This window comes from Methyloversatilis discipulorum (assembly GCF_000385375.1).
GTDB classification, from domain to species: domain Bacteria; phylum Pseudomonadota; class Gammaproteobacteria; order Burkholderiales; family Rhodocyclaceae; genus Methyloversatilis; species Methyloversatilis discipulorum_A.
Genome location: NZ_ARVV01000001.1, coordinates 495,724 through 511,776, shown reverse-complemented (window position 1 = coordinate 511,776; position 16,053 = coordinate 495,724). Strand labels below are relative to the sequence as shown.

Here is a 16,053-nt window from a genome sequence, read left to right as displayed (position 1 = left end):
TCGTTTCAGTCTCTCGATCTTCGCTTCATCGTCGTCCCCTGACGTCAGCGCCGGCCGCTGCCCGACGCGCTCGAAATGGCGTCGGTCTCTGCCGCCAGCTTACCTAATTCGCGTATCCATGGTGCCCGAGCTTTTCGATGTTGTGCACCAGGCAGTACAGCTTCCACTGCCCATCCACCTTCTCCCGCCCGCGCAGCGTGAAGCGACTGAGCCGTTTGTTGTGCCGCAGGTTGCCGAACACGGGCTCGACGGTGGCAAACCGCGCAGCGATCATCCGTTTGCCGTCCGTGGAATCGATGCGCCGCTTCATCCGCTCGGTGTGTGATTCGGTGGGGCCTCGCTTGCCGCGGAAGAAGGCGACCTGTCGCACTTTCGTTGTGCCCGGCGTGCGCAGGCAGCGGCTGCGCTGCTCGCACGGCACGCAGTCGCGCGCGGCGCCGGTGTATTTGGTGGCGGCGTAGCCGTTGATCGTGCATTCACCGCCGTTGCGATAGAGGCGCTTGCCCGCTGGGCACAGGCAGTGGCTGCGGTCCTCGGCTTCGGTGAAGTCGGTGTTGGCGTAGGGCTTGTTCTTGCCGGCGGTGCGCGCTGCCTTCGCCTTCTCGCTCTTGTCCCACAGCGTGTCGGGTTTCGCTTTGTGCTTGGCCTGATCGGCGTATCTGGGGTCACGCTGCCTGTAGCCGTTGTCGCACACCCACGCGGGAATGCCGCGCTTATCCAGTTCGGCGAGGTTCTTCTCGGAGTGATAGCCCGCGTCGGCGCAGATCGCGGTGTCCTGGCTGCGCTGAGCGGAAGAGGCGTCGATCACCGGCAGCAGCAGTTCCTGTTCCGATCCGGTGCCGTGCGCCTGCGCATTGACCACGATCTGGTGGGCGGCATCGACGGCGGCCACGCCGGTATAGCCCTGGAGCACGCCCTTGGCGGTGGCCATCTTGGCCGATTCGTTGTCGGTACGATTCGAGAGGCGAACCGCGCCCTTGGCGCCGCGTCGGTCGTCCGGGTGGCGCGCAAGCCAGTCTCGGATCTTTGCCGCTTCGCTTGAAAGTCTTTCGCGGGTGCGCTGCGCACGGGCTGCCTCGTCGTCGCAGCCGGCGGCATCGCGCGCCTTCTGCTCACAGATCATGCGCTGCACGGCCGCTTCCATCTTCGCCGCCTCGCGCTCGAAATCGGCACGGGTGCCGCTCTTCGCCTTGGATGCGTTCGACGGCAGCTTCACACCGTCGATGGCGAAGAGCTCGCGCCCGATCAGCCCTTCGCGGTCGCACACCAGCAGCACCTCGGTGAAGAGCGCTTGGGCCTCATTGCCGAGACTGCTGACGAAGTGCGCGACGGTTGTGAAGTGCGGCGCGCTATCGCCGGAGACGGCCATGAACAGCACGTTGGTGCGGCAGGCAGTGGCGATGGATCGGGAGCTGATCAGCCCGCGCGAGTAACCAAGCAGCACGATCTTGAGCAGCACGGCCGGATCGAAGGCCGGAGCGCCGCCTGCGTCGTTGGTGTAACGCTCGCGCAGGGCAGACAGATCGAGTTCGTTGTCGACCAGGTGGCAGAGTGCGAACTCGAAGGTGCCGGGCAGCACCTGCTGCGCGAAATCGACCGGGATCAACTTCAGGCCGTAGTCGGGTGTCTTGAATCGCGGCATCGCGGGGCTCCGTAGAGGCGATGCGGAATCATAACAACGGCATGTGAACGGGTGACGGTGGGGAGGGGTTTTTCTACAGCCTCAACGTTCGACGTAAGGGGCCGGTTGCGCGTAAGCGCAAGCGGTCCCCTTGACGGAGGGGTTAGGCTGCATGCGCTTCAACTCGCTACACATAGACGGCCCTTGTGCCCGGAACCGCAGCTTTCGCACGCTCGGTGAACCCCTCATAGAAGAACGGAATGTTGTCTGCGCGGTCACCATTAACGCGACCGCGAACCTTGTCAAAGGACATCATGGCCACGTGAAACGTTGGCTCGCCAACAATGAGAACCGGCTGTTGCCCTTTCTCATACCAAGCGAACTTGCCGCCGTGCTCTCGATATCCAACTTCGAGGATGTAGCAACCTACCAACTCGATGATGGCTTCAACGGCCTCGGGCTTAATGCTGGCCTTCTTGTTGGCTACGTCGTTGAGGAGTTCTTCGACTGCTTGAAGACTTGCAACTGAGTAGTCGAGCCTACCCTGTACGCGCGCTCCCAATTGCTTAACTGCTTGTGCTGCGTTCTCGTGAACCTGATCCACAAAGGTGCTCCATACCAAGGGTTCTGAGCGATTTCGTGCAGCCTAACGTAGAAGTGAGAGGCAGCCGGAGCGAAGCGTAGGGAACCAAAAGCGCAGCTTTTGGCTGTCCTGCTCGACTGCCATGTTAGGCCGTTGGCTCATTGCTTCGACCCTCTAGTGATTCCGCAACCATAGCAAGTAGCGACTCTGCATCTCGAAGAGGAAAGACCAGTCCTTTCTGGCGATAAAACTCAAAGACCATAGCATTGCAACCATGCAATTCATTAAGCAAATATGGCACCAATTCTCGTTCGTTGATTCTCTTCGCCGGAACCGCAACCAAGGTTGCTAGGCACGGTTTTTTCTTATCAAATTTTCCATACTGAATGCCCTCGAACGGGAGGTCACCTGAAACAGAACCGGGAACACAAAATATGGGGTTCAGGAGAATTGTTGCCGAAGGTTCGCGCAGGCCTTTAATCGTGACAGATACTCTCTGTATGGCTCGACAAAGAAGAGTGTCTTTTAGTTCTGGCCCACCGTAATCGGCTCCGATTGCAATCATGTCGTGGAGGCCTAACACCTGAATTAAGCCGCGCCGCGAAGCGGCGTCGGCTTGAATGAATTGTTAGGCCTAGCCGCTGTAGAACGACCAAGCCAAGGACACAATCTTTCCGCTCTCGTGCTGTATCTCAAACGTTGACTCACTCTCTCCAAGGAGAAAGACAATGCTGCCGGGCTGCTTGTGAGACGGATCGCCCAGCTCATAAACCGCGGATCCTAGCGAAGCACCGACCTAAAGAAAGCTGGGGATGTCTGCTGTTGTGCCATGCACATATACGTAGAGGACGATTCCATCCGAATCTCGAGCGAGCGGAGAGATCAAGATCTGGGACTCGCCCGCGCTGCATGAGACTGTCTCTATCCGCTCCGTCGTTTCCGGATCGTATGGCGACGGCCGGAACGACTGCACCATTTTTTTGTTTCGTCAGTCGCGCAAAGGCTGCGCGAGAGAGTCTGGCCAAGAGCGTAGATGTCTGTAGGAGCGATGGCAGGCCTAGGCTGGCGGCCGCCGCGAGGAAGACTGTCAATGCGTTCATGTAGTCTCTAGCTGGGCCTAACGTTTGAGCTGAGGGGCGCGCGCAGGCATGGCGCTTGGCCCGCGAGGCGCAACATGTACCACAGCGCCTCGCGGGCCAAGTGCCATGCCGGAGCGCGTCCACTCGAGCGAAGGGTTAGGCCTCACTGCGCGGTGCCGCGGCCCAACAGCCGAGACACCGAGAGCTTCAGTCTCGCGGCGGCATTCTTGCTCCTCCCGCGGGCGACGTAGAGGCCGGCGCCAGAGTGAGCGAGCAGTTGATTGACCAATGCAACCTCGGCCTCTCGCCTGGAACTGAAGGATGACTCATCGAACGTGATCCCGCGTTCTTGGTAGTACACGGTGTACTTCCCGTGGTCTTCAACCATGTAGAGACCGTCGTGAGATCCTGGTCGATCGCTCCACGCGCCGCGAGGAATACCGTTGCGAAGAACGTAGTCATGGACGGCTTCAGGTTCGACCGTGAAGACGCTTGCGTACTCACTGCCGTCCAGTGTTGTCTTTCCGGACCACTCGCACGCCAACTGAAACGCTCTTCCAGTGAGAAGAGCAAGGATTTGTCGCTCGGGTGGTGGCGATGGCTGGTTCACGTGAGGCCTAACGTTTGACATGAGAGGCGGCGCAAGGGCGCAGCCCTTGTGACGTCCTCTCGATGGAAGGGTTAGGCGTCACGGTGTGTGGCGCCACTCGACCTCCAGTTCAGGCGAGTAGGTGCCCGGAACTGGCCATTTCTGTCCAACGAACGGTCGCATGCGGTCGAGGTAATCAGCCGATGTGCTGACAGTACCAATAGCAGTGCGGGTGGTGGCACGAATAACTTCAGCGCGCTGAGCAATTTGTGCCGTTAGCTCGACATACCTAGGACTGTTGCCTGGCTGGATCGGGTGTGTTGCCAGTCCTACTTTCCCCGCGTGGTACGCGAGATCCCATTCATGCCAGATCGATTCTCTCTCGCGTGCCAACGCGAGTAGTTCCGCATCGATAGGCGCCAACTCATAGAGGCCGGCACGCGGCTCTGAAGAGCATTGACTAAGCCAAAAGTAGTGTGGCTTACCTTGGAAATCGGCGATCCCCTCTTTGGGCAGATCGGTCTCTCCGTCATAAGAGAAGTAGGTATGGATGCGCTCTGCCATGGCGCCTAACGTTTGAATTCACCGGACTGCGCGGCTTCTTGCGCAGGTCCGGTGGAATGATGGGTTCAGCGTCACTTCAGCACTCTTTGGCTTTCAGTTCATCTATCTGGCTACAAAGCCAGTTGAAGAGATTGAAGACGTCGACTGTTTCGCCACGCTCCACACGTTTTGAGATCATGGTCTGCGGGTACAGGACAACCGAGGTGCCTTTCAGGGCCAAACATGGACTTGTTCCGTACTGATCTTCGACCATCTTCCAATCTACGCCCATCTCAGCCGAGATAGCGTCTCCGAGGATGATGCCGAGGCCCTGCAGTTCAAACGTCTGGTCGGCTCGGAAGATTCCACCCTCAAGGACGGCACGAATGGTGCCGAGCTTTCCTGCCGATGTTTGATATTTGCGCTGCGCATCGGGGTTACCGTCAAGTAGTTGTTCAACTCTTGAGCGTTGATCGGATAACCACTTGCGATCCTCATCGGTGAGATCGCGGAATCTCTGATCTGAGTTCATGCCAATGACGCCGAACGTGATGTAGACATTAAAATTGATGGATATTCCAGAAGCCTGCGTGATATTCCAGCGGACAACGCAGCTGATTCCTTACTGTTTTCATCGCGTTACTGCCGCAGTCCGTTTATCGGAGCCTCTCATCTGCGGTGTTACACGGCAATCGACCTTTCGACCGACGCAGATCGCTGTACGCCATCGCCCCAGCGACCCGCGATAATGTGCGGCTCACCCTCGCCGCCCCGCCATGTCCGCCCCACCCGCCTTCCGTCTGACCGACGTCCCGCGCGCGATCGCCTTCTTTCTTGAAGCCGACCGCCGCCGCTACCTGTTCTTCATCTGCGTGCTGGGCGTGGTGCAGTTCTACCCGATGCTGCCGCCCTACCTGATTGGGCGGGTGGCGGATTTCCTGCTCGGCTGGCAGCGCGGTGACAGTCTGGCGCCGCTGTACACGCTGGTGGCCACGCTGGGCGTGGCGCATGCCTGCGTGGCGCTGGTGCGGCTGTCGACCAAGCGGGTAATCGGGCGCATGGCCATCGATGCGCGCATGCGCGCCAAGGTGTGGGGCTTCGAGCGGCTGCTCGATTTCTCGCTGGCCTGGCACCAGAAGGAAAGCACCGGCAACAAGGCGCAGCGGGTGATCACCGGGGCGGACGCGGTGCGCGACTGGACCAGCGAACTGGTCAATGCGCTGCTCACCGCCAGCGGCGCCTTCTTCGGCGCGCTGATCGCCTGCATGCTGCTGCATCCGGCGACGGTGTTCTTCTTCCTCTACTACTGCGGCGTGCTCGGCTTCATCGAGTGGTATTTCTACCGCCGCATCGCGCGGCTGTCTGACCAGATCAACGCGTCGATGGAGAACGCCAGCGGCAGCTTCGTTGAGAGCGCGGCCAACATCCTGTCCGTAAAGGCGATGAACGCAGGCGCCGACATGACGGCCCGCGTGGCCGACCGCGAACGCGCGGCGCGCGACTTCGCCTACCGCCGGCTGCGCCTCACCAATACGAAGTGGATGCTGTTCCAGCTACACACCGCGCTGGCCTGGGCGATCTACATCTTCGGCGTGGCCTGGGGCGTGATGGAAGGAGGATTGTCGGTTGGCCTGGTGCTCACCTACAGCGCCTACTTCAACACGCTGCGCGAAGCGTCGATGGACATGACCGACCGCGTGCAGACGATGATCGAACGCACTTCCAACCTCGGCCGCATGATGCCGCTGTTCGCGCCGCAGCCCAGCCAGCACGGCACGCAGGACTGGCCGGCCGACTGGCGCGCGCTGCAGGCCGAAGCGCTCACTTTCGCGCACGACGGCCGGCGCGTGCTCGGGCCACTGGACTTCCGCATCGCGCGCGGCGAGCACGTCGGCATCGCCGGGCGCTCGGGTTCGGGCAAGAGCACGCTGGTGAAGCTGCTGCTGGCGCTCTACCCGCCGGAATCGGGCCGGCTCACCGTCGATGGCGTGCCGCTGGCCGACATCCGGCACGAGGCGCTGCTGCACCAGATCGCGGTAGTGCCGCAGGAAACAGAGCTGTTCAGCCTGTCCTTGCTGGAGAACCTGACGCTGGGCCGCGAGGTGAGCATGGTGGACGTGCTGCGCGCCTGCCGCATCGCCCAGCTCGACGACGTGATCGCGCTGCTGCCCGAGGGCCTGGACAGCCCGGTCGGCGAGAAGGGGCACAGCCTGTCCGGCGGCCAGCGACAGCGCGTCGGCATCGCGCGCGCGGTGCTGCGCGACGCACCGGTGCTGCTGCTGGACGAGGCGACGTCGGCACTCGACGCCGACACCGAGGCGCGCGTGATCGACGCGCTGATGAGCGAGCACGCGCCCGGCCGCACCGTCATCCTGATCGCGCACCGCCCGCGCGCCTTCGAGCGCATGGGGCGCGTGCTCACGATGGACGCCGGCCGCCTGACCGGTGACGGCGCATTCCATGCGCATGCTCCGGCGCCGGCATAGTTCCTGTGGACAGCGCCGACTACCTCCTATGCGGTATTGCGCCGGCACCGCCGCGGCGCAATCCTTCGGTCCGTGGGCGCGGTGTTCCGACTGTGCCGTCAGAGGGAAAACTGCACTGACCTCCATGCGGCAACGCGGTGCTTCGCGACGCTGCGCCCACGACCCGCAACGACATCCGTACATGGGAAGAAGATGAACGCCCCGTCGATGAAGCCGCCGAGCATGTTCCAGCAGATCGGCGGCGAAGAGCCGCTGCGCCGGCTGGTCAATGCCTTCTACGACATCGTCGAAACCCACCCGGACGGTGAGCCGGTACACAAGCTGCACCAGGAAGGTTTCGGCGTCGCCCATCTGCGCGAGGCGCAGTTCGAGTTCCTGTGCGGCTTCCTCGGCGGCCCGCGCTACTACGCCGAACGCATGGGCCACTCGAATCTGCGGCAGATGCATGCGCACGTCGCCATCGGCCAGGCGGAAGTCGTGTCCTGGCTGCGCTGCATGGTGCATGCGATCGAGGCGACGGGCATCCCGACCGACGTCGGTGTGCGGCTGATGCAGCACTTCACCCGCGCCGCCGAGGCGCTGAAGAACCGCGACTGACCGCGCAGCGGACCCTGCGCCGCGGGCCGGAAGCCCGCTGTAGGCGCGGTCTTCCGACCGCGACACGGCCGGCGCAGTCCGCCGGCTCCGATACAAGCCGCTGTCGGGGTCAGAAGACCCCTCCCACAAAGCTCCGGCTCTAGCTCGGGCCGCGGGTCAGACGCAACCTCTGTGGGAGCGGCCTTGGCCGCGACACGGCCGCTGCAGATCGCTGGCTTCGATACAAGGCCGCGGTCGGGGACAGAGGCCCCCTCCCACAGACCCCGCGTTCCGGCCCCGCCGGCGGAGATCTGGCGCCCGTCTCCCTGCGAGAGCGACACCAGCGCCGAGATCGCGCCGCCTCGAATCGCCCGCCAAAGCCGGAATCAGGACACCGCCCTCGCTGCGCCTCGGCCCGTGCGTGAACGAAAAAGGGGCTGCCGCGGCAGCCCCCTGAAGCGAGCGCCGGAGCGCTCAGGTGTTGCGACGGCGCGCGAACGCCAGACCGGCCAGGCCAAGACCCAGCAGGCCAAGCACGCCCGGCTCCGGGATGGCCGTCGCCTCTTGGAAGGTGGTCGACAGCCGCAGGTTGTCGATCAGGATGCGGTCGCCGCTGTCCAGGTTGGCGAGGCGGATGCCCACGCGATCGATCGCCGAAATGCCGGCGTTACCGGTGAAGCTCGCGTCCGGCGACAGGAAGTCGTCGACGGTCGGGTTCAGCCACAGGTCGAAGTTCGTGTAGTTGCCAGCTGCATTGCGGTACAGGTGGCCGACCACGAGATAGGTGTCGAGCACGTCGAGATTGCTGTCCGGTGCATAGCTGCCATTGGTGCCCGTGGTGCGGGCGAAGATGTCGTTGGTGGCGCTGGTGCTGTCCTGGTTGCCCTTGACGCCGATGTTCGGGCGATTGGCGCCGCCGTTGTTGGTGCCCAGATCCAGCCACAGGCCCATGAAGTCGTTGCGGTCGATCGAGCTGCCGCGGTCGGCCTGGATCAGGAAACTCACGAACAGGCTGTCGCCGCTGAAGGACGAAGCCAGCGTGCGCACGGCGGCGTTGCTTGCGTTGCCGGTCAGGGCCAGCGCACGATTGCCGGACAGGTTGGCGGCCGGATCGACGACGTTGGCGTTGCCGGTCGCGCTCCACGCGCCACCCCAGCCAGAGCCGCCGTTGGCGCCGTTCAGCGCGCCGGTCGAGTAGGACTGGAAGCCATCCTGCGCAATCACGGCTGCGCCGGCATGCGACGCAACAAACGCCAGTGACAGAGCCGCGGCGGAGCGTGCAATCAGATTCAGGAAATGAGTCGGGAAGGTCATCGCTTGTCTCGTTTAGTGTTGTCGTGTCGGCAGGCGGATGTGCTCGGGCGTTTCCGGCCTGCATGGGCGCCGTTCGGCGCGTGACGGCGCTTTCAGCAACCGCTGTGCCAGAAACCCGGAAACGCTTTCGCGTCAATGTCTTGTGATTGTCACAATGTGTGCGCGAACGATTCGTACCCATGCTGTAAAGCGCACCGACAGATACTTCAACCGATACACTGCACGCCGTTGCCGGCGCCGCGCCGCTCTGCACACCGGCAGTCGGCGACTGCCGGAGCGCCCACAACACGATGAACCAGACCACCCCACCGCCGCACTCTTCCGCGCGCACCACCGCGCCCGTACTCAGCGTCGTGGTGCCGGCTTACAACGAGGCCGGTGCGCTCGCCAGCACGCTGGACATGATTGCGCGCCATCTGGCCGCGCTGGTGCCGCACTATGAAATCGTCGTCGTCGACGACGGCAGCCGCGACGCCACCGCGCAGATCGCCGCCGACAGCGCTGAGCGTCTGCCGGTCACGCTGGTGCGCTTCTCGCGCAATTTCGGCAAGGAGGCGGCGATCTCGGCCGGCCTGCAGCACGCGCGCGGCGACGTCGTGGTGTGCATGGACGCCGACGGCCAGCACTCGGCCGACCTGCTTGGAACCATGCTTGCGTACTGGCGCGAAGGCTGGGACATGGTCTATGCGGTGCGCGCCGACCGCGCCGAGCAGGGCCTGTTCAACCGCCTCGGCTCGAAACTGTTCTACCGCATGATGAATGCGAGCGGCCGGCTGGACATTCCGCCGAACGCCGGCGATTTCCGGCTGATGGACCGGCGTGTCGTCGACGCCCTGCTCGCGCTGCCCGAGCGCCAGCGCTTCATGAAGGGCATGTACGCCTGGGTCGGCTTCCGCTCGATCGGCATCCCCTACACGCCGCTGCCGCGCACCGCCGGCATGACCACCTTCAACCGGCTCAACCTGATGCGCCTGGCGTGGACCGGCCTCACCAGTTTCTCGGTGCTGCCGCTGCGCATGGCCAGCCTGATCGGCCTGCTGCTGTCGACGGTGGCCTTCGCCTACGGCCTGTACGAGGTGATCGAAAAGCTGCTGTTCGGCGTCGACGTGCCCGGCTGGCCCACCGTGGTGGTCAGCATCATGTTCTTCTCCGGTGTGCAGCTGCTGTTCATCGGCATCCTTGGCGAATACCTGGCGCGGGTGTACGACGAAGTGAAGGGCCGCCCGCCCTACATCGTCGCCGAAGTGGTGCGCGGCAGCGGGCAGCAGGACTGATGCGCGCCTCGGTACTGCTGTTCCTGATCGTCGGCGGCTGCGCAGCGGCGACGCACTATCTGGTCACGCTGGGCGTGGACTGGGCAACCGGCATCGCCCCTGCGTGGTCCAATCTGGTCGGCTTCGTGTGCGCCTTCCCGGTGAGCTACCTCGGCCACCGCAACCTGTCCTTCGCCGGCACTCAGGCGCCGCACCGGCAGGCGCTGCCGCGGCTGCTCGCGGTGTCCTGTACCGCCTTCGTCGGCAACCAGCTGATGCTCGCCGCGCTGCTGCGCTTCACACCGCTGCCGCTGTGGGTCGCGCTGGCCATCGTGCTGGTGTTCGTCGCGCTGAGCACCTGGCTGCTCGGCCGCTACTGGGCGTTCGCGCACTCGCCAGCGTGAAGACGGTGTATCTCACCGCCGACGACTACGGCTACAACGCCGCAGTCGACGACGCCATCCTCGCGCTGATGGCGGACGGCCGGCTGTCCGGTGCCGGCTGCATGACGCGCGCACCGGGCTGGCCGGCAGCGGCGTCGCGCATCGGTACCGCGGGCAGCTTTGGCCTGCACCTCGACTTCACCGAATTCAGCCCGCTGCGCCGCGGCCTGTGGCCGCTGATCGGCGCCAGCCTCGCGCACCGCCTCGATGCGAGCGCACTGCGCGACGAAATCGCCACCCAGTGCGCACTTTTCGAGGACGCGACTGGCCGTGCGCCGGACTATGTGGATGGCCACCAGCACGTGCACCAGCTGCCGCAGATCCGCGAAGCGCTGGTCGAGGTGCTGGTCGCGCGCTACGCCGGCCGCCTGCCCAGGCTGCGCATCAGCGGCGCGCGCATCGGCGACGGCGCCAAGCCGCTGTTCATCGCCGCACTCGGCGCTGCCGCGCTGGAGCGCCTGGCCTTCGCCGCCCACATCCGCGCGATGCCGCGACTGCTCGGCGCCTATGGCTTCGACGGCGACGCCACCGGCTACCGTCAGCGCCTTTCGGGCTGGCTCGGCAACGCCGCCGACGGCGACGCGGTGATGGTGCACCCGGCGACGCAGGCACTGCCGGGCGACCCGATCGGCGCCGCGCGGGTGCGCGAGTACAGCGTGCTGGCATCCGACACGCTGCCGGCTCTGCTCGCCGCCAATGCCGTGGAGCTGGGCGCGCTGGGCGGCTGAAACCCGGGACGGCGCCTGACGCGTGGTCGGAGCGAGGAATTTGTGGGAGGGGTCTTCTGACCCCGACAGCCACCTGTATCGAAGCCGACGGACCGCGACGGCCGCGTCGCGGCCAAGGCCGCTCCTACAGGGTGAGCGCCCGATCCACGGCCGGAGCCCGGATTCTGTGGGAGGGGTCTTCTGACCCCGACAGCCACCTGTATCGAAGCCGGCGGACTACGACGGCCGCGTCGCGGCCAAGGCCGCTCCTACAGGATGAGCGCCCGATCCACGGCCTGAGCCCGGGCCGGGGTTGTGTGGGAGGGGTCTTTTGACCCCGACAGCCACCTGTATCGAAGCCGACGGACCGCGACAGCCGCGTCGCGGCCAAGGCCGCTCCTACAGGGTGACCGCCCGATCCACGGCCGGAGCCCGGATTCTGTGGGAGGGGTCTTCTGACCCCGACGGCAGCCTCGATCGAAGCCGGCGGACTACGACGGCCGCGTCGCGGCCAAGGCCGCGCCTACAGGATGAGCGCCCGATCCACGGCCTGAGCCCGGGCCGGGGTTGTGTGGGAGGGGTCTTGACCCCGACGGCGGCCTGTATCGAAGCCTGCAGACTGCGACTGCCCTTTCACGGGCAAGGCCGCTCCCACAGTGAGCATTCCCTGACCGCCCTTCCGTATGGTGCGATGCAAAACGTAACCTTTCGGTCACTTCCTGCATGACTTATTTCCGGCCGCCCGCAGCCATGTTGCGTAGCATCAAATCCATCGCGCGGCAGTCGCTGCGCGGCGATCTGGAGCCATGAAATGCTGAAGTCCCTCGCCCGATTCTCCCTGCCTCTGCTGGCGCTGCTGGCCATGAACGGCGCCCGCGCCGAAGACTGCGCCGACACCAGTTTCTCCGGCGTCGCCGCCAGCGCATGCGTCGGTGCGCGGCCAAACAACATCAACGGCGCCACGGCCGAAACTGACTTCCTCGCGACCACCTTCGGCGGCAGCTGGACCTTCGTCGGCTCGACCGACAGCACGGGTTTCGGTCCTTTCTCGTCCAACCCGAGCGGCGCCACCTCGGGCACGCTGAACTTCGACAGCGCGGTCAGTGGCCGCATCGTGATCGGCCTGAAGGCGGCCAATCAGCACAGCTTCTACTACTTCGATCTGACCGCCCCGGTCACCTCGCTGAGCTTCGACACCACCGCCGGCATCGCAACCAACGTCCGCGGCAACGCGCAGAACCTGTCGCACGCCATCCTGTACGCAGGCAGCCCGCTGCCGGTGCCCGAGCCGGCGAGCTGGGCGCTGCTGGCCGCCGGTCTGGGCGTGATCGGCGCGATCGCCCGTCGCCGCGTCTGAGCGCAGTCCTCGGGTCGAACCGACGCCCCGCAAACGCGGGGCGTTTTCTTTTTGCGTCCGCTGTCAGCGCGGCAGGCGGTCGCGCGTTATCCGGCGGCCGTCCACAGCCCGCACTTGTCGTGACCTCAGCCGCCCTCCGCCGCAACGCCCCTGCCCTCCTGCTGTTCGCCCTGGTCGCCGTCTACGTCCTGCTGTGCTTCGACCAGCACGGTCTGAGCAATGACGAGGAGGTACAGCACGTCTATGGCCGGCTGCTGCTCGATTACTACCGCTCCGGTCTGATCGAGCTCGCGGCCTTCCAGTACAAGAACCTCTACCTCTACGGCGGCCTGTTCGACCTGCTTGCCGCGTCGGCCGAACGGCTGCTGCCGGCGATGAATGTGTGGGATCTGCGGCATCTGCTGACCGCGCTGTTTGGCGTCGGCGGCCTGTTCGCCGTGTATCGCACGGCGCGCCTGCTGACCGGTGAGGCGGCGGCGCTGAGCGCGGTCGGGCTGCTGATGCTGACCGGCGCCTGGAGCGGCGCACTGTTCACGCACACCAAGGACATCCCCTTCGCCGCCTGCATGGCGTGGGCGACGCTGTGCACCGTGCGGCTTGTTCCGTTGATGCCGCGCCCGCCGCTGGCGCTCGTGCTGCAATTGGGCGCGGCTATCGGCTGTGCGTTCGGACTGCGCGTCGGCGCGGTGTTCGCGGTGATGGCGCTGGGGCTGACCGTGATCGCGGTCAGCGCGCTGTCGGCAGGCAGTCTGCGCACGCGCGCGATTCACCTGCTGCGCTCGATCGCCAGCCTGCTGCCAGCCGTGCCGGTCGCGCTGGCGCTGATGGCGCTGTTCTGGCCATGGTCGGTGCAGGCGCCCGGCAATCTGTTCAAGGCACTCACCACCTTCTCGCACTTCACTTTCGACCTGTACACGGTGCTCGACGGCGATGTCATGAAGATAGGCGAGGTGCCGCGTCACTACCTGACGCTCTACCTCGCCGCCCGCCTGCCCGAACTGGCGCTGGCCGGGCTGCTGCTCGCCGCCGCCGGCGCGCTGACGGCGGGGCGACGCATCGACTGGCTGCGCTGGCTGCCGGTGCTGCTCGCCGCGCTGCTGCCGCTGACGCTCGCACTGGCCACCCGGCCGACGCTGTACAACGGCATCCGCCACTTCACCTTCCTGCTGCCGCCGCTGGCGGTGATCGCAGCCGCCGGGCTGTGCGCCGCCGGGCGCCGTGCGCGTGCGCGGCCGGCCACGACCGCCGCCTTCGCGCTGCTGTGCGCGGCCGGCGTCGCCGTGCCGCTGTACGACATGGTGCGGCTCGCCCCCTATCACTACGTGAACTACAACCGGCTGGCCGGCGGCTTCGCCGGCGCACCGGACCGCTGGGAAACCGATTACTGGTCGGACGGCGTGCGCGAGGCGGCGGCGCTGCTGCGCACGCGCATCGACGCCGAACCGGCGCCGGCCGAACCGTGGCAGGTAGCGGTGTGCGCCGAATCGCTGCAGGCACAGGCCTGGCTGCCGGCCGAGCGCTACATCGTCACCCGCGACTGGGTGCGGGCCGACTTCTTCATTTCGACCACGCACATGCGCTGCAACGAAGTGCTGCGCGGCGACGAGATCGCGCGCGTCGAGCGCGCCGAACTGACGCTGACCGTGGTGAAGGACCGCCGCGCGCTGCCGCCCGAACTGCGCCGCCCGTTGCGCTGAGCGGGGCGCTACACTCGGCCACCCGCAACCGGCGCGATCGTCATGAGTGCATCCACCCCACCCGTTGCCCGTCATTTCCGCCAGATCCTGATGTGGCCGCTGCGGCTGATGCCGATGCGCGCCGGCGACCAGGTGCAGCGGCATTCCGAAGCGCTGGCAGCGATCACCGAGAACAACCCCTGGCGCGAACAGCGCGACGAATTCACCGGCGCGCCGACCGACTTCCACGAACGCCACTACCGCGAATTCGTCACCTTCCTGCCGCATGTGCAGCGCTTCCTCTACGGCCAGGGGCGCTCCAGCGCGACCCTGCGCGGCTATGGCGAATCGCCGATCCGCGTATTCCGAAGACATGACATCGCCGCCGTCCGCCTCGGTTGCGAGGACGGCAGCACGCTGGACCTGACGGTGCAGCACATCGACCTCTACTTCTTCTATGACGTCGATGTGGTGCTGCTGGTGCTGGAGGTGTATGCCGACGACCTGCCGCTGCCGCGCGTGCAGGAACTGCTGTTCCGTTTCGGCCGCGCCTTCCCGGCAAAGTGGACCAATGGCGACAGCAACGACAGCCGCGCCGCGCAGTGCATGCGCAGCGTGCAGTGGCTGGGGCGCGACGGCGAGGTGCTGGCCGAGTCGGACTACGGCGACCGCGAACGCTATCTGCGCCACGTGTGGGAACACCGCGCGTCGGCCATCGGCAAGCACTGGGAGTACCTGCTCAGCCCGATGGTGCTGCACCACTCGGAAGCCGACGGCGACATCCGCTATCGCCAGCTCGAATATCACCGCCAGCCGAAGATGACTTTCCTGTCCTTCGACGACCCGTTCGCGCTGACGCGCGAGGACTTCGTCCGGCTGGGTCAGGCGACGCAGCCGGACGACGGCCGGCCGCTGCCCTATTCGGAAGAGGTGATGTCGGAGTTCGAACGCACGTCCTGCTACGACCGCTTCTGGGTGCCCGGGCGGCGCAGCGAAAACGCGAGCACGCGCGTCATCTGTACCGGACCGTCGATGGTGATGGTGGGCATGCACGGCCTGAGCGGCTATTCCGATCCGCAGAACGGCCTGCTGGCCGAATTCCGCCACCAGTACTTCCTGATCGGACTGATCGCCCACTTCCACCGTGCGTCGCTGCTGATGCTGATGGATCGGCTGGTCGTAGCGGTGAGCCTGCTCGACGCCGACGAGGCGGATTCACGCCGCCGCTTCAAGCGCAGCATCCGCCAGACCATGGAAATCTTTCTGCGCTTCAGCCACCGCTACTGGTTCGGCGAGGTGTCTAAGCAATCGATGGCCAAGGACCTGTTCGACATGTGGACGCGCAACCTCGGCAACGACGCGCTGTACGACGAGCTGCGCGCCGAAATACTCGACATGGACAACTACCTGGAGGCGGACGACAGCCGTCGCCAGAACGAAACGCTGCTCCGCCTGACCGTAGTGACCATCTTCGGTCTGGTCGGCACCATCGTCACGGGCTTCCTCGGCATGAACATTTTCGACGGCCCGCCGACCACGCTGCTCGGCAAGATCGGGGCGGTCGTCGTGGTGGCGATTCCGACGCTGGTGCTCACCTTCTACACACTGAAGAAATCGAGCGCGCTGTCGGAATTTTTCGACGCGGTGTCGGATGACACGCTGACGCCGCGGCAGAAGGTGCGCGCCTTCCTACGCATCTGGCGCAAGCGTTCGCCGCCGCTGCGACGCCGCTACGACCCGCCGGTCGGCACACCGCGCTGACCACCCAGCACTGTCGGCCCTTCTTACATCAGCCTGTCGTCACCCGCGGGCCGCGCTGCACAAAG

The 16,053-nt window shown here is 65.3% G+C and carries 14 protein-coding genes; 8 read left to right on the top strand and 6 right to left on the bottom strand.

Features of this window, described 5'->3' with window-relative positions:
- Window positions 1-103: 103 nt before the first annotated feature.
- From METRZ18153_RS0102395 to METRZ18153_RS0102375, 5 genes are all read right to left on the bottom strand, one after another.
- The gene (locus tag METRZ18153_RS0102395; protein ID WP_020162865.1) at window positions 104-1,642 is read right to left on the bottom strand and encodes a transposase; all 1,539 of its coding nucleotides are present in this window, start codon (window positions 1,640-1,642) and stop codon (window positions 104-106) included.
- Window positions 1,643-1,808: 166 nt separating this feature from the next.
- A complete protein-coding gene (locus METRZ18153_RS0102390) occupies window positions 1,809-2,225 on the bottom strand; it encodes a hypothetical protein (protein WP_020163235.1) in 417 nt (138 codons plus the stop codon).
- 124 nt (window positions 2,226-2,349) lie between these two features.
- Window positions 2,350-2,769, bottom strand: a complete 420-nt coding sequence (locus METRZ18153_RS20760; protein ID WP_157257176.1) for a hypothetical protein — start codon at window positions 2,767-2,769, stop codon at window positions 2,350-2,352.
- 1,202 nt (window positions 2,770-3,971) lie between these two features.
- A complete protein-coding gene (locus METRZ18153_RS20755; RefSeq protein WP_157257175.1) occupies window positions 3,972-4,436 on the bottom strand; it encodes a hypothetical protein in 465 nt (154 codons plus the stop codon).
- Between the two features lie 76 nt (window positions 4,437-4,512).
- On the bottom strand, window positions 4,513-4,947 hold the full coding sequence (locus METRZ18153_RS0102375; protein WP_020163232.1) for a DUF3806 domain-containing protein: 435 nt from the start codon (window positions 4,945-4,947) through the stop codon (window positions 4,513-4,515).
- A gap of 244 nt (window positions 4,948-5,191) precedes the next feature.
- Here METRZ18153_RS0102375 and METRZ18153_RS0102370 point away from each other — a divergent pair, with 244 nt between their 5' ends.
- Window positions 5,192-6,901 (top strand): ABC transporter ATP-binding protein, encoded by a 1,710-nt coding sequence (locus METRZ18153_RS0102370; RefSeq protein ID WP_020163231.1) that lies wholly within the window; start codon window positions 5,192-5,194, stop codon window positions 6,899-6,901.
- A 192-nt stretch (window positions 6,902-7,093) separates the two neighbouring features.
- Window positions 7,094-7,498, top strand: coding sequence for a group II truncated hemoglobin (locus METRZ18153_RS0102365; protein WP_029143495.1), 405 nt, complete (start codon window positions 7,094-7,096; stop codon window positions 7,496-7,498).
- A gap of 453 nt (window positions 7,499-7,951) precedes the next feature.
- On the opposite strand, the gene METRZ18153_RS0102360 is transcribed toward METRZ18153_RS0102365, so the two are convergent.
- Window positions 7,952-8,791: a PEP-CTERM sorting domain-containing protein gene (locus tag METRZ18153_RS0102360; RefSeq protein WP_020163229.1), complete on the bottom strand. Its 840-nt coding sequence runs from the start codon at window positions 8,789-8,791 to the stop codon at window positions 7,952-7,954.
- A 290-nt stretch (window positions 8,792-9,081) separates the two neighbouring features.
- Here METRZ18153_RS0102360 and METRZ18153_RS0102355 point away from each other — a divergent pair, with 290 nt between their 5' ends.
- From METRZ18153_RS0102355 to METRZ18153_RS0102330, 6 genes are all read left to right on the top strand, one after another.
- The gene (locus tag METRZ18153_RS0102355) at window positions 9,082-10,065 is read left to right on the top strand and encodes a glycosyltransferase family 2 protein (protein WP_020163228.1); all 984 of its coding nucleotides are present in this window, start codon (window positions 9,082-9,084) and stop codon (window positions 10,063-10,065) included.
- Window positions 10,065-10,448 (top strand): GtrA family protein, encoded by a 384-nt coding sequence (locus METRZ18153_RS0102350; RefSeq protein WP_020163227.1) that lies wholly within the window; start codon window positions 10,065-10,067, stop codon window positions 10,446-10,448. The genes METRZ18153_RS0102355 and METRZ18153_RS0102350 overlap by 1 nt, the downstream gene beginning before the upstream one ends.
- On the top strand, window positions 10,445-11,215 hold the full coding sequence (locus METRZ18153_RS0102345; protein ID WP_020163226.1) for a ChbG/HpnK family deacetylase: 771 nt from the start codon (window positions 10,445-10,447) through the stop codon (window positions 11,213-11,215). Before METRZ18153_RS0102350 ends, METRZ18153_RS0102345 begins: the two co-directional genes overlap by 4 nt.
- A 790-nt stretch (window positions 11,216-12,005) precedes the next feature.
- A complete protein-coding gene (locus tag METRZ18153_RS0102340) occupies window positions 12,006-12,551 on the top strand; it encodes a PEPxxWA-CTERM sorting domain-containing protein (protein WP_020163225.1) in 546 nt (181 codons plus the stop codon).
- A 119-nt stretch (window positions 12,552-12,670) separates the two neighbouring features.
- On the top strand, window positions 12,671-14,248 hold the full coding sequence (locus METRZ18153_RS0102335) for an ArnT family glycosyltransferase (protein ID WP_020163224.1): 1,578 nt from the start codon (window positions 12,671-12,673) through the stop codon (window positions 14,246-14,248).
- 42 nt (window positions 14,249-14,290) lie between these two features.
- Window positions 14,291-15,988, top strand: a complete 1,698-nt coding sequence (locus tag METRZ18153_RS0102330) for a CorA family divalent cation transporter (RefSeq protein ID WP_043363731.1) — start codon at window positions 14,291-14,293, stop codon at window positions 15,986-15,988.
- The last annotated feature ends 65 nt before the right edge of the window (window positions 15,989-16,053 follow it).

What these genes read in the sequence shown, in the direction of transcription:
- METRZ18153_RS0102395 (WP_020162865.1), bottom strand. Translation starts at nt 1,642, where the DNA reads ATGCCGCGATTCAAGACACCCGACTACGGCCTGAAGTTGATCCCGGTC.
- METRZ18153_RS20760 (WP_157257176.1), bottom strand. Translation starts at nt 2,769, where the DNA reads ATGATTGCAATCGGAGCCGATTACGGTGGGCCAGAACTAAAAGACACT.
- METRZ18153_RS20755 (WP_157257175.1), bottom strand. Translation starts at nt 4,436, where the DNA reads ATGGCAGAGCGCATCCATACCTACTTCTCTTATGACGGAGAGACCGAT.
- METRZ18153_RS0102375 (WP_020163232.1), bottom strand. Translation starts at nt 4,947, where the DNA reads ATGAACTCAGATCAGAGATTCCGCGATCTCACCGATGAGGATCGCAAG.
- METRZ18153_RS0102370 (WP_020163231.1), top strand. Translation starts at nt 5,192, where the DNA reads ATGTCCGCCCCACCCGCCTTCCGTCTGACCGACGTCCCGCGCGCGATC.
- METRZ18153_RS0102365 (WP_029143495.1), top strand. Translation starts at nt 7,094, where the DNA reads ATGAACGCCCCGTCGATGAAGCCGCCGAGCATGTTCCAGCAGATCGGC.
- METRZ18153_RS0102360 (WP_020163229.1), bottom strand. Translation starts at nt 8,791, where the DNA reads ATGACCTTCCCGACTCATTTCCTGAATCTGATTGCACGCTCCGCCGCG.
- METRZ18153_RS0102355 (WP_020163228.1), top strand. Translation starts at nt 9,082, where the DNA reads ATGAACCAGACCACCCCACCGCCGCACTCTTCCGCGCGCACCACCGCG.
- METRZ18153_RS0102350 (WP_020163227.1), top strand. Translation starts at nt 10,065, where the DNA reads ATGCGCGCCTCGGTACTGCTGTTCCTGATCGTCGGCGGCTGCGCAGCG.
- METRZ18153_RS0102340 (WP_020163225.1), top strand. Translation starts at nt 12,006, where the DNA reads ATGCTGAAGTCCCTCGCCCGATTCTCCCTGCCTCTGCTGGCGCTGCTG.
- METRZ18153_RS0102330 (WP_043363731.1), top strand. Translation starts at nt 14,291, where the DNA reads ATGAGTGCATCCACCCCACCCGTTGCCCGTCATTTCCGCCAGATCCTG.